12 protein-coding genes are annotated in these 12,612 nt (G+C 62.6%); all 12 read left to right on the top strand.

The genetic code is table 11. The features are described from left to right. The first annotated feature begins 81 nt into the window (after window positions 1–81). The gene (locus ACA049_RS19995; RefSeq protein ID WP_497329197.1) at window positions 82–2,034 is read left to right on the top strand and encodes a YncE family protein; all 1,953 of its coding nucleotides are present in this window, start codon (window positions 82–84) and stop codon (window positions 2,032–2,034) included. A 13-nt stretch (window positions 2,035–2,047) separates the two neighbouring features. Beyond that, window positions 2,048–2,704, top strand: coding sequence for an SCO family protein (locus ACA049_RS19990; RefSeq protein ID WP_497329195.1), 657 nt, complete (start codon window positions 2,048–2,050; stop codon window positions 2,702–2,704). Next, on the top strand, window positions 2,701–3,324 hold the full coding sequence (locus tag ACA049_RS19985) for an SCO family protein (protein WP_497329193.1): 624 nt from the start codon (window positions 2,701–2,703) through the stop codon (window positions 3,322–3,324). The genes ACA049_RS19990 and ACA049_RS19985 overlap by 4 nt, the downstream gene beginning before the upstream one ends. Window positions 3,325–3,333: 9 nt before the next feature. Continuing rightward, window positions 3,334–4,884, top strand: a complete 1,551-nt coding sequence (locus ACA049_RS19980; RefSeq protein ID WP_497329191.1) for a cytochrome c/ABC transporter substrate-binding protein — start codon at window positions 3,334–3,336, stop codon at window positions 4,882–4,884. A gap of 14 nt (window positions 4,885–4,898) precedes the next feature. Then, entirely contained in the window at window positions 4,899–5,852 is a 954-nt protein-coding gene (locus ACA049_RS19975; RefSeq protein WP_497329189.1) for a peptidylprolyl isomerase, read from the top strand. A 218-nt stretch (window positions 5,853–6,070) separates the two neighbouring features. Further along, complete coding sequence (locus tag ACA049_RS19970; protein ID WP_094471710.1) at window positions 6,071–6,604, top strand: response regulator; 534 nt, start codon at window positions 6,071–6,073, stop codon at window positions 6,602–6,604. Window positions 6,605–6,688: 84 nt separating this feature from the next. Further along, window positions 6,689–8,395 (top strand): GspE/PulE family protein, encoded by a 1,707-nt coding sequence (locus tag ACA049_RS19965; RefSeq protein WP_497329187.1) that lies wholly within the window; start codon window positions 6,689–6,691, stop codon window positions 8,393–8,395. Continuing rightward, complete coding sequence (locus ACA049_RS19960; protein WP_497329185.1) at window positions 8,376–9,179, top strand: hypothetical protein; 804 nt, start codon at window positions 8,376–8,378, stop codon at window positions 9,177–9,179. The genes ACA049_RS19965 and ACA049_RS19960 overlap by 20 nt, the downstream gene beginning before the upstream one ends. Window position 9,180: 1 nt before the next feature. After that, window positions 9,181–9,726, top strand: coding sequence for a PilN domain-containing protein (locus ACA049_RS19955; RefSeq protein ID WP_131059660.1), 546 nt, complete (start codon window positions 9,181–9,183; stop codon window positions 9,724–9,726). Continuing rightward, on the top strand, window positions 9,713–10,261 hold the full coding sequence (locus tag ACA049_RS19950) for a GspMb/PilO family protein (RefSeq protein WP_109632942.1): 549 nt from the start codon (window positions 9,713–9,715) through the stop codon (window positions 10,259–10,261). Before ACA049_RS19955 ends, ACA049_RS19950 begins: the two co-directional genes overlap by 14 nt. Then, window positions 10,261–10,779 (top strand): hypothetical protein, encoded by a 519-nt coding sequence (locus ACA049_RS19945; protein ID WP_497329183.1) that lies wholly within the window; start codon window positions 10,261–10,263, stop codon window positions 10,777–10,779. The genes ACA049_RS19950 and ACA049_RS19945 overlap by 1 nt, the downstream gene beginning before the upstream one ends. Then, entirely contained in the window at window positions 10,776–12,611 is a 1,836-nt protein-coding gene (locus ACA049_RS19940; RefSeq protein WP_497329181.1) for a secretin GspD/PilQ domain-containing protein, read from the top strand. The genes ACA049_RS19945 and ACA049_RS19940 overlap by 4 nt, the downstream gene beginning before the upstream one ends. The last annotated feature ends 1 nt before the right edge of the window (window position 12,612 follow it).

The following is a 12,612-nucleotide window of genomic DNA, read 5'->3' as shown; positions in this document are numbered from 1 at the left end:
CCTTCGCGGGCAAGTCGGATCGCCGCACCGCTCGCTCCTACAAAGGACAAGGCAGGCACAGATCTGTAAGGGGAGAGTTTTATGAACAGGACTATCGGATTCGCCGTTTGCGTGTTGGTTGTCGGGGGCGCGCTGATCAGCTTCGGCGTCTGGCGCACCGCGCCGCCTGACATGCTGAGCCAGGTCGCGCTGCCGGACACCTGGAGCAGTCAGAACCTCTCCCGTGACGGGGTGTCGGTGGCGCTTGAGGTCAAGTCGCTGGCCGAGGACGGCGTGTTGCGTGAAGGCGAGTTTGCCGACGTGCAGTTCCGCGTCAGTGACAGTGCCTCTGGCCAGCCGCTGTCGGGCATCAATCCCGGTGCCTGGCTCGATCCGGAAACCGTCGCCGCCGACAAGGCCCAGGGCCGCGAGAAAAGTTGCAAAGCCAGGGTCGGCGTCTTCCTGAAGTCCAGCATCGGCGCACGGCCAATGCTCGATCTGAACAGCTACTTCCTGTTGGTGATGAATCGCGACGCCAGTGTCACAGTGGTCGATCCGTCGGTGTCGGTGGGCGGCATCACCAGCACCATGGCGCGCATCGACATCAAGAAACCGCCGATGGACTGGACTACGCCCAAGGACAACAAACGGGTGTTCGTCTCCATGCCGACCGCCGATGAAGTGGCGGTGATCGACAGCACGCAATTCAAGTTGGCCGCCTCGGTCGCGGCCGGCAGCAACCCGGTGCGCGTGGCCTTGCAACCGGACGAGCGTCTGCTGTGGGTGGGCAACAATGCGCAAACGGCCGAGCAGTCGGGCGTGACGATCATCGACACCCTTAGCCTCAAGCCGCTCAAACACCTGGCCACCGGGGTCGGTCACCACGAAATCGCCTTCAGCAAAGACAGCCGCTACGCCTTCGTCAGCAACCGCGACGACGGCACCGTCAGCATCATCGACATCGCCAGCCTGACCATCAGCAAGCAGCTCAAGACCGGTTCACACCCGCTCTCGGTGGTGTACTCGTCACTGTCCGGGGCGGTGTATGTCGCTGACGGCAAGGACGGCACCGTGACGGTGATCGACGGCGCCAGCCTGGCCGTGCGCCGGGTAATCAAGATGAAACAGGGCCTGGGCCCGATGGGGTTCAGCGAGGACGGACGTTTCGGCATTGTCCTCAACACCCTGGAAAACCAGGCGGCGGTGATCGACGCGGCCACCGATTCGATGATCCATGAGCTGGACGTGTCCGCCGAACCCTACCAAGTGGTGTTCACCAAGGCCTACGCCTATATCCGCGGCCTGGCCTCGGCCAAAGTCACGATGCTCAACCTCTCGTCGTTGGGCGCAGGCCGCACGCCGATCAGCCAGGGCTTCGAAGCCGGGCCTCAGGCGCCACGGCTGGCCGGTGATTTGCCGCTGGCCTCGAGCCTGGCGGTGTCGCGGGACGACAACGCGGTGTTCGTGGTCAACCCGGTGGACAACACCACCTACTTCTACGCCGAAGGCATGAACGCACCGATGTCCGGCTACCCCAATCGCGGGCAGGTGGCGCGGGCGGCCATGGTCATCGACCGCAGCCTGCGCGAAATCGAGCCCGGGCTTTACAGTTCGCGGATCAAGCTGCCAGTCGCCGGGCGTTTCGACGTGGCGTTCCTGCTCAACCAACCGAACATCATCCATTGCTTCACGGCGCTGGTTGAACCCGACAAGAACCTCGCCAAGCTCCCGGGCGTGCCCAAAGTCGAGTTCATGCTCGATACCTCCACCGCCGCCCTCGGCAGCCCCTACACCGTGCGGTTCCGTATCGTCCAGGGCCACCAGAAAACACAGCGCAGCGGGGTCAAGGACGTCCAGGTGCGCTACTTCCGCGCCCCGACGTCCCGGGCCCAACAAGTCGCCGCCCTTGAAGTGGGCAACGGCATCTACGAAGCCCCGGTGACCCTCGACCAGAACGGCGCCTGGTACCTGCACGTTCGCGCGGCGTCCCTGGGCGCGAGTTTCGATGACAAGACCTTTGCCAGCGTTCGGGTGATTCCCGGCAATGCCCACTGAAGAGGAAACAGACATGAACCGATTCGCACACCGTGGACTGCTGACGTTCTGCCTGTTGGCCGTCGGCATCGGCCAGGCCCTGGCGCACTCGGCGGATGAACACGCCGGGCACGACATGCCGGCCAAAAGCGCCAGTTCGGAGAGCGCCCAGGTCAAATTCGCCGACGTCGCGCTGGTGGACCAGAACGGCAAGCCGGTGCGACTGGAAAAGGATCTGGTGACCAACAAGATCGTGGTCATGAGTTTCATCTACACCAGTTGCACCACGGTGTGCCCGGTGGTGTCGTCGATCATGGGCAAGGTGCAGAAGCAACTCGGCGCCCGGGTCGGTGACGAAGTGCAGCTGGTGTCGATCAGCATCGACCCGCAGCGCGATGACGCCAAGCGCCTCAATGATTACGCCCGCAGCTTCCAGAAGGGGCCGGGCTGGAGCTGGCTGACCGGCAGCTCGCAATCGATCAACGAAACCCTCAAGGGCCTCGGCTCATTCAGCGGTGACTTCAAAAGCCATCAGCCGCTGATCCTCGTGGGTGACGGCAACAGCCGACACTGGACGCGTTATTACGGTTTTACCGACCCGGCGGTGCTCACACGTGAAGTCGAGAAACTCAGCGGCAAGCGTAAGACCCACGCCAAACACACTGCCATTGCCATGGAGCATCAGCCATGAAAGCCCTCGTTTTGATCTTCCTGACGATGTGTTTTTGCGTGATCAGTTTTATGGCGTTTTCCCACGAAGGACACCAGGAGCCGGCGCCGGCGGTGGCCGCCGCCGCACAACCGGCCGGCGGCACCCGGGATGCGAAAACCTGGTTCACCGACACGCCCTTGCAAGACCAGAACGGCAACACGCTGCGCTTCTACAGTGATGCGCTGCAAAACCGCGTGGTGCTGCTGAACGTGATTTTCACCAGTTGCAACGATGCCTGCCCGCTGATCACCCAGAAGCTCAAGGAAGTTCGCGAGGTACTGGGCGACAAGGCCGACGGCATCACCTTTATCTCCCTTACCAGTGATCCGCTGCGCGATACGCCGGCGGTACTCAAGGCTTACACCTTGAAGCAGGGCGTCGATGGCCCCCACTGGCTTTTTCTCACCGGCGACAAGGCACAAATGGACCTTGTACTGGGGCGCATCGGCCAGATTGTGCCGACTCCCGAGCAGCACTCGACGCAGCTGATTGTCGGTGATGTGGCCAACAAGCGCTGGAGCAAGATCCGTCCCGATGCACCGGCCGCCGCCATTGCCCAGCGCTTGCAGTTGCTGACAATGCCCGTGGCCGGTCGTTGAGCGCGCGCCATGAAAACCGCCCTCGTCCTCAGCCTGCTACTGCTTGGAGGCATCAGCCTCTGCGCCCATGCGTTGCCGCTGACCCCCAGCGAAAGCGCCGGTAAACGGCTGTATCGCGAGGGCGTGTCCGGAAGCGGTGAACCGATCATGGCCCGGGTGGGCGCGGCCGGCATGCTGCTGCCGGCCACCAGCCTGCCCTGCGCCAATTGCCATGGCGCCGATGCCCAGGGGCGACCCGAAGGCGGGGTCCGGCCGCCAGACATCAGCTGGCCGCGCCTCTCCAGCCGTTACGGGCAGCAACAGATCAACGGTCGCAATTACCCGGCCTACACCGAGGGCACACTGGCCCGGGCGATTCAGGAAGGGCGCGATTCGGCGAATAATCGGCTGGACCCGGCGATGCCACGGTTCGTGTTGTCGATGAATGACCAGCGCAACCTCACGGCCTACCTCAAACGCGTGGCCGAAGACCGCGATCCCGGGTTGACCGCCGACAGCCTGCACCTGGGCACCTTGTTGCCGAGCCAGGGACCGCTCGGCACGGAGGGCGCTACGGTGGCGGCGGTGCTCAAGGGCAGCGTGGCACGGATTAACCAGGCAGGCGGGATTCATGGTCGGCAACTGCGCCTGACGATCCTCGATCCGGGCCCGGACCGCGCCAGTGCCGAACAGGCGCTGGACCGCTTGATCGAGCAGGAGCAGGTGTTCGCCCTGATCGCGCCGCTGGCACCCGCGCTCGACACTGAAATGGTCACGCGGCTGGAACGCGCCGGCATTCCGCTGATCGGGCCGCTTTCGCTGCAGGGCATGGCCCCGGCCAGTCGACAGATTTTCGAACCCCTGTCTGGGCTGCGCGAGCAACTGATCGCCCTGGCCGACTACGGCGCCGCCAGTTTGCGCGTGCTCCAGGGGCCGACGCTGATTGCCTACCCGGACGAGCCGAGCCAACGGCTGGCGGCGCAGAACCTTGGCCAGTACTTGCAAGATCACGCCTGGCAACAAGTGCGGCTGCTGGCCTACACCTCGGCGCAGGACGAGCTGCCGCTGGGGGCGCGTTCGGTGTTTTACCTGGGCAGCGGCGGCGGGTTCAGTCGCCTCGCCGAGCGTTTGCAAACGGCGGGACAGGTGCCTTACCTGTTCGCCGCCTCGAATCAGGTGGCAGGCGACCTGTTTCAATTGCCCAGTGGCTTTTCCCGGCGGGTATTTCTGGCCTATCCGTTCGTGCCCAGTGACTGGACGCTGGCCGGGCGCCTGGCCTTGACCCAACTGCGCCAGAACCAGGGGTTGGGCGGTGAACACGCGGTGCTGCAAGTCGGCGCCTTCAGTTCGATGCTGCTGCTGAGCGAAGGCATGAAACAGGCCGGGCGCGACGCCAGCCGCGAGAAGCTCATCAGTGCCCTGGAAGGCTTGCACGATTTCGACACCGGGCTGACTCCGCTGCTCAGCTTCGGCCCGGGTCGCCGACTGGGCTTGAGCGGTGCCCACATCGTCACCGTAGATTTGCCCGACCAGCGCTTCTTTCTGGTCGCTCCATACAAACCCATTGCCGCGACACCCTGACGGGAGGCCTGATAATGAACCTCAAGACGTTGCTGATCCTACTGACCTTGTGGGGCCCCATGGCGTTCGCCAGCAGTGGCCCGGCCGCCGCGCGAGTCAACGGCGAGGAAATTTCGGAGTTCCGCCTGGAGCGTTATTTCGCCGAATTCCTGGAGGACCAGGGCCGCGCCGTGGGCAGCATTCGCAGCCCCAAGGCGTACAAACAATTGCGCCAGAAAGCGCTGGACGCCCTGATCGACAAAGAGTTGCTGTGGCAGGAAGCGCGCAAGCGCGGGGTAAAGATCAGCGATGAGGTGGTGCAAAGCCAGGTCGAGCAGACGCGGCAAGCGATCGGTGGTGCCGAGGTGTTCGCCCGCAGGCTCGAAGACGCCGGTTTCGACGAAGCCAGTTTTACCGAGTACACCCGGCGTGAGCTTGCGGCGCAGAAAGTGTTCGCCGACCTTGTCCAGGTGAAGGAACCGGACGAAAAACAAGTCCGCGCGTTCTACGAGGAACATCGCGCCGAGATGAGCACCCCCGAGCAAATCCAGGCGCGGCACATCCTGGTCAAAGTGCCTCAGGGCGCCGATGCCGCCACAGTTGAAGCAGCCCGGCTACGCTTAGAGGAGATGCAGGTGAAAATCAGCCAGGGCGAAGACTTTGCCAGCGTCGCCCGGGCCGGCTCCGAAGACGCTTCCGCCACCGAAGGCGGGGATCTGGGCTATTTTCCTCGTGGGCGCATGATGCCGGAGTTCGAAGCAGCGGCATTTGCCCTGGCACCGGGCGCGGTCAGCGCGCCGGTGCGCACGCCTGTGGGTTGGCATTTGATTTATCTACAGAACCACCAGGAGGCAGCCGATGTCTCAGAATCTCAGGGGCTTGAAATGGTTCGGGCTTACCTTGCCCGACAGCAAAAGGATCAGGCTCGTCTACAGGTTCTGGCGCAGTTGCGATCTAGCAATCGCATCGAACGGATTGACGATGATTGAAGCGTCCCCCCCAAATGTGGGGAAAGCTTCAGGGCAAATCCGAGCGCTTCCCCGCCTTTGGGGGACGGGGTTCCTGAACGAAAAGATTTTTTCATGAAAATCATAGAGATGAAGCGGTCGAAAACCGGCGCTCAGTCTGGCATGAAGTGTGCGTTAGCCTAATTAAGGCGCGTACTCCCAGGCACGAATATCGGACCTGCGGTTTCAAGGAGTCCACCTTGTTAAACAAAGTACTGGTTGTTGAAGACGAACAGTTGCTGGCGGAAAACCTCCAGGGTTACCTGCAGGCGCAAGCGCTGGAAGTCCGGATAGCTCACAACGGTGAAACAGCCATCGGCGAAGCCGAACGTTTTTCACCCGATGTGATGGTGTTCGATTACCGCTTGCCCGATATGGAAGGCTTTCAGGTGCTCGATGCCGTCCGCCAGAACAGGAAGTGCCATTTTGTGCTGATTACCGGGCACCCAACCGCTGAAGTGTGTGAGCGGGCCCGGCAACTGGGAGTCAGCCATATCCTGTTCAAACCGTTTCCGTTGGCGGAATTGGCCCGTGCAGTCTGTGACCTTTTAGGGATGGAGCGGGAAAACCGAACAGGCGCGAGCCCATCCGAAGGATTCGTCGAACGACGCCAGAGCAGGACCGAAAGCTTCCCGCTGCAGCTGTACGACGGTAGTTGGGTGCTGGCAGATCGTCGACGAAGTTCATCGACCTCCAAGGCACCAGACGACGAACAATTGCTCACCGGGGAGTAGTGGCGCGACAAGCCGTTCCGGTACATGCCGTAATTGCTCGCCGCGTCGACAGGGCTCAAAGCCCCCGGCGTTGGAGAGCATGCCATGGACCGTCTATCCCTTGCCGTAGAACCGGCGCAGTTGGAATGTGTACCGTCTCGCTTTTCCAGTGAACAACTGGCCCAGGCCCGGGTCCGGGCAACCAGTTCCGGCGAGCGGGTTCTGGAGGCCCTCGGGGTGTTGTGCGAACTGGCCCCCATGCCCTTCATCCAGTGCCTCGGCGCTACCCTGCATTATCCGGTGCTCGACACCGACACCCTGTTTCAAGCCACCCCGGTGTTCGACCGGGTCACCCTGGCCCAATGCCTCAAGCGCGAATTCATCCTGCTGCGTCACGACGATGCGGTCATTGGCGTGTTTGCCGACCCGTTCGACACGTCGCGCCTGGCCTGGATCGATGATTGCCTGCACGGCGCGCCGCTGTACCTGGTACATGCCGACGACCTGAAGGCTTACCTGGCGCGCCACGAAGAGAGTTTCCACGCGGTGGAATCGCTCAACGCCCAGGCCGACGCCAATGTCGAAATCGACACCCTGCAAAGTCTGTCCCTGACCAGCATCAGCGAAGACGCCAGCGTCGTCGTCAAACTGGTCAACTCGACCCTCTACGACGCGCTGAAAATGCACGCCAGCGACATCCATCTGGGCACCACCGGCAGCGGCCTGGTGATCAAGTACCGGATCGACGGCGTGCTGAACAACATCAGCAAGATCCAGGGCAGCGAGTTCGCCGAGCAGGTGATCTCCCGGGTCAAAGTCATGGCCGAACTGGACATCGGCGAAAAACGCGTGCCCCAGGACGGTCGCTTCAAGATTGGCATCAGCGGCCGCCAGATCGACTTCCGGGTCTCGATCATGCCGAGCATTTTTGGCGAAGACGCGGTGCTGCGGGTACTCGACAAACAGGACCTGGCAGACAAGGTCAGCGGTGTGCAATTGCAGGCCCTGGGCTTCGAAGACGAAACACTGCGCGCGCTGCGCCGGTTGGCCGCCGAACCCTACGGCATGGTGCTGGTGACCGGCCCGACCGGTAGCGGCAAGACCACCACGCTCTACGCGATGATCACCGAGATCAACCACGGCGTGGACAAGATCATCACCATTGAAGACCCGGTGGAATACCAACTGCCGGGCGTGCTGCAAATCCCGGTCAATGAAAAGAAAGGCCTGACCTTTGCCCGTGGCCTGCGCTCGATCCTGCGCCATGACCCGGACAAGATCATGGTCGGTGAAATCCGCGACCCCGATACGGCGCAGATCGCCGTGCAATCGGCCCTCACCGGTCACCTGGTGTTCACCACCATTCACGCCAACAACGTGTTCGACGTGATCGGCCGCTTTACCCAGATGGAAATCGACCCCTACAGCCTCGTTTCGGCCCTCAACGCTGTGCTCGCCCAGCGGCTGATCCGCCTGGTGTGCGCCAGTTGCAGCGCGCCGAGCAACCCGACCGATGAAGAACTGCGCCTCTCCGGGCTCGATCCGCAAAAGGTCGATCACTACCACTTCGTCCACGGCAAAGGCTGCGGCCATTGCCGCGGCACCGGTTATCGCGGGCGGACTGCGATTGCCGAGCTGCTGCACCTGGACGACGAACTGCGGCAAATGATCGTCGAGCGCCAACCCGTTTCGAAGATCAAGGCACACGCTTGCAAACGTGGCTTGCGCTTGTTGCGCGAGTCGGCCCTGGAACTGGTGCAAGAGGGGCGGACCACGCTCGAGGAGATCAATCGTGTCACTTTTGTCTCGTGATCGTTATGTCGCCGTGCTCGGCGCCAGTGGTGTCGGCCTGGGCCAGCGCAAAGGTGGCGACACCCTGTGGCTGGGCAGCGTCGGCTTTATCGACGAAGGCTTCCATGCCTGGGCCGTCGCCCTCGAAACCCTCGACCGCTTGCTGGGCGAGCATGCGCCGGCCGGTGCGGAATTGAGCGTGGTGGTCTCCGGTCACTTCAGCCGCTTCTGCCTGGTGCCCTGGAGCGAACAAATCAGCAGCCCTGACGAATTGCTCGGGTTTGCCCAACTGTGTTTCGAAGACCTTTACGGCGTACCGACCCAACCCTGGAACATGGTGCTGTCGGCCGAACCTTCGGGTTACGACCGGATCGCCACCGCGCTGCCGCAAGACTTGCTGGCGCGTCTGCGCAGCCTGGTCAGCGGTCGGGGCCTGCGCCTGCGTTCGGTGCAGCCGTACCTGATGGCGGCGTTCAATCACTTCGATAAAAGCCTTGATGCCGGCGACTTCCTGTTCGTAGTCGCCGAGCCGGTACGCAGTGTCTTGCTGCTGGCGAGGGAAGGGCGCTGGACCTCGGTGCGTTCGGTGGGCAGCAGCGACAGCGATGCCGCACTGACCGCGCTGATCGGCCGGGAAAGCCAGTTGCAGGCCTCCACCAGCGAGCGGCCGCTGAACGTTTACCTGCACGCGCCGGCTCGCATCGATGTGCAGCCCGACGTACCCGGTGTGCATTTGCGCACCCTCGAAGAGGACCGGACTGGCGTACGCGATTGTTTGTACGTGATGTCCCGGGCGGTGGCCTGACATGCGCGCCCTGACGCTCGACTTCCAGCCACGCCGCCGCTCTGGCCCATTGGGTTGGAGCCTGTTGGCGGGCGGCGTGGTGCTGGTGGTGACCTGTTTTGTCGCCCAGCAGCATGTCGCCGAACAGGCCTCGCAACAGCAAGGCCATTTGCAACACGCCCAGCGCGAACTCACCGGCGACACCGGCAGCAAAGTCACCCTGAGCCCGGCCGAAACCCGCGAGCAGGCACAGAACCTGGCGGAAATGCGCAAGGTTTCGCAGCAATTGCGCCGGCCCTGGGAGCGCCTGTTCGCCATGCTCGAAGCCATGCCGCGCGACAACATCGCCTTGCTGACCCTGACCCCGGATGCTCGCAAAGGCCAGGTGCGCATCAGCGCCGAGGCCCGGGACCTGGAAGCGATGCTCGATTTCCACCGCCGCCTCGAAGCCAGCGACGAGCTCTCCGATGTGTCGCTGCTCAGCCACGAAATCGTCGTGAAATCGCCGGAGCAACCGGTGCAATTCAACCTGTCGGCTAGCTGGGAGATCGGCGATGCGAATCTCTAGATTGATCGTCCACGAATACCTGCAAGGCCTGGGCGTGCCGGGTCTGGCAGGGCTGGCGATGCTGCTGCTGGCGCTGGTCTGGGCCTTGGGTGGCTTGATGCCGGACTGGAATTCGCTGCAAACCCTCAGCCAGCAGACCCGTGAAGCCGGCGAGTACCTGGCCAAGGTCGAAGACGGCAGCGTCGCCGCTCCAGTGATACCGCAACGTCAGCTCGACGACTTCCGCAGCAAGCTGCCATCGCAGCCTCAAGCCACCGTGGCCATCGACAAGATCTACGCGCTGGCGGCCCAGGAACACATCACCCTGGCCCGCGGTGAATATTCACTGGGCATCGACCCCAAGACCCATCTGGCCCGCTATCAGATTCTGCTGCCGGTGCGGGGCAGCTACCCGCAACTGCGGCGCTTCCTGCACGCGTTGCTCGGCCAGTTGCCGGCCGTGGTGGTGGAGGACGTGGAGTTCCAGCGTAAAAAGATCGCCGACACCGACCTGACCGGGCGGATCCGCATGACCCTTTACCTGTCGAGGTCATGATGAATACCAAACGCGCAGTGGGTTGGGTGGCGTTCTTCGGTGTGGCCGCGGCGCTGACCTGGGGGCCTGATTACTTCATGCCGTCGGACGAAGTCGAGGCGTCGGTTGCGACCGCGACTACCCCCCTCAAAAGCAAAACCCGCGGCACGCTGCCGGCTGCTGCAGCCAGCGGCAAACCGGCGGTGATCAAAGACCTGACCCCGTCCGGCGACCTGTTTGCCGCCCGCAGCTGGAAGGCTGCGCCGACGCTGGCCAGCGTCACCGAACAACCCGTCAACCAAACCCCGGTGGTGCAAGTCCCCAGCGTACCGCCGATGCCTTTCCAGTTCGTCGGCAAGCTCAATGACCGTACCGACCTGCAAGTGTTTTTGCAGAACGGCGAAAAAATATACGTCGTACGCAAAGGGGATGTGATCGACGACACCTGGCGGATCGAGGGGATTTCCGATGTGGAACTCAGCTTTGTCTACCTGCCTCTGCATTTGTCCCAGACCTTGTCTGTGGGGAGCACGCAATGAACAGTTCCCGTTTGCTGTTGAACCTTTGTGTATGCGTAGGGCTGGCCGCGTGCAGTTCGGCGCAGGTCGCCAAGCAGGAGGGCACCGACCTGATGGCGGCGGGGCAGTACGAAGCCGGCCTGGCGCGTATTGAGGAGGGGTTGAAGGAAAACCCTCGCGACACCGAGTTGCACCTGGCCCTGACCAGCGGCCGTGCCCGTGCGGTGACGGCGTTGTTGACCCAGGGCGACCTGGAACGCACCCAGCGTGATTTCGCTTCGGCCAGAATGTCGTATGGCCGGGTGTTGACCATTGAACCGAACAACCGCCGTGCACAGGACAACCTGCGCCAACTCGAACACATGCGCAGTCTCGACGACAAACTCGAACTGGCCCGGGGCGACCTGCGGCGCGGCGACATCTACGGCGCCGATCGCCAGGTCAAACAGATCCTCGAACTGGACCCCAAGAATGACGGCGCCCTGGAACTGCAAGGCAACATCCGCCTGGTGCAAAGCCGCAACGTGATTCCTTACCCGCAACTGCGCACCCGTCTCGACCGGCCGGTGACCCTGGAATTTCGCGACGCCAACCTGAAAACCATCTTCGAAGTGCTGTCCCAGGTCGCCGGTTTGAACTTCATCTTCGACAAGGACCTGCGCCCAGACATGAAGGCCACCATCTTCGTGCGTGACGTGCGCATCGAAGACGCCGTGGAACTGCTGCTGCAACAGAACCAGCTGCACCAGAAAGTGGTGAACGAAAACACTTTGCTGATCTACCCGGACTCGCCGCAAAAGCTCAAGGATTATCAAGAGCTGGTGATGCGCACCTTCTACCTGACCAGCATCGATGCCAACACCGCGCTGAACATGATCAAAACCATGCTCAAGACCCGTGACGTGTTCGTCGATGAACGCCTCAACACCCTGACCATGCGCGACACCGAAGACGCCGTGCGCATGGCCGAGAAACTCCTGCAATCGCAAGACCAGTCCAACCCGGAAGTGGTGCTGGAAGTGGAGGTGATGGAAGTCGCCACCCAACGCATTCTCGACCTTGGCCTGCAATGGCCGAACACCTTCGGCGTGGTCAACAGCGACGGCTCGGCGGTGACCCTGCTCGATCAACTCAAAGGCATCAACTCCAGCCGGATCAGCATTTCGCCGTCGCCGCAGGCCAAGATCAACGCCCAGGACAACGACATCAACACCCTGGCGAGCCCGGTGATCCGCGTCAGCAACCGTGAACAGGCGCGCATCCACATCGGTCAGCGGGTGCCGATCATCAGCGCCACTTCGGTGCCGTCGACTCAAGGCCCGGTCATCACCGAAAGCGTCACCTACCTGGACGTCGGTCTGAAGCTCGAAGTGCAGCCGACCGTGCACCTGAACAACGAAGTGGCGATCAAGATCGCCCTGGAAGTCAGCAACGCCACGCCACTGGAACCGACTCGCCAAGGGACGATTCCGGTGCAGGTCGACACCCGCAACGCCCAGACCACCCTGCGTCTGCATGACGGTGAAACCCAGGTCCTGGCCGGCCTGATGCGCGACGACCATGGCGCCACCGGCAACAAGATTCCGGGCCTTGGCGACATCCCGGGTCTGGGCCGCTTGTTCGGCAGCAACAAGGACACCGTCGGCAAGTCGGAACTGGTGCTGTCGATCACCCCACGGATCGTGCGCAACCTGCCGTACCAGAGCCCGTCGGACATGGAATTCCCTACCGGCACCGAAACCAGCATGCACATCCAGGCGCCTGATCGCCGGCTGCAACCGGCGATTCAGAACGAACACATCGACCGGCCGGTTGCGTCCAATTCCACCACTGTTGTCGTCGAGAAGCCTTGAT

Source organism: Pseudomonas sp. LBUM1662 (assembly GCF_059695915.1).
Note: the sequence above shows the minus strand (reverse complement) of the source record. Positions and strands in the feature narration are given on the sequence as shown.

Coding starts and splice junctions, on each gene's coding strand:
- ACA049_RS19975 (WP_497329189.1), top strand. CDS start 4,899: ATGAACCTCAAGACGTTGCTGATCCTACTGACCTTGTGGGGCCCCATG.
- ACA049_RS19985 (WP_497329193.1), top strand. CDS start 2,701: ATGAAAGCCCTCGTTTTGATCTTCCTGACGATGTGTTTTTGCGTGATC.
- ACA049_RS19940 (WP_497329181.1), top strand. CDS start 10,776: ATGAACAGTTCCCGTTTGCTGTTGAACCTTTGTGTATGCGTAGGGCTG.
- ACA049_RS19995 (WP_497329197.1), top strand. CDS start 82: ATGAACAGGACTATCGGATTCGCCGTTTGCGTGTTGGTTGTCGGGGGC.
- ACA049_RS19950 (WP_109632942.1), top strand. CDS start 9,713: ATGCGAATCTCTAGATTGATCGTCCACGAATACCTGCAAGGCCTGGGC.
- ACA049_RS19965 (WP_497329187.1), top strand. CDS start 6,689: ATGGACCGTCTATCCCTTGCCGTAGAACCGGCGCAGTTGGAATGTGTA.
- ACA049_RS19990 (WP_497329195.1), top strand. CDS start 2,048: ATGAACCGATTCGCACACCGTGGACTGCTGACGTTCTGCCTGTTGGCC.
- ACA049_RS19945 (WP_497329183.1), top strand. CDS start 10,261: ATGAATACCAAACGCGCAGTGGGTTGGGTGGCGTTCTTCGGTGTGGCC.
- ACA049_RS19980 (WP_497329191.1), top strand. CDS start 3,334: ATGAAAACCGCCCTCGTCCTCAGCCTGCTACTGCTTGGAGGCATCAGC.
- ACA049_RS19955 (WP_131059660.1), top strand. CDS start 9,181: ATGCGCGCCCTGACGCTCGACTTCCAGCCACGCCGCCGCTCTGGCCCA.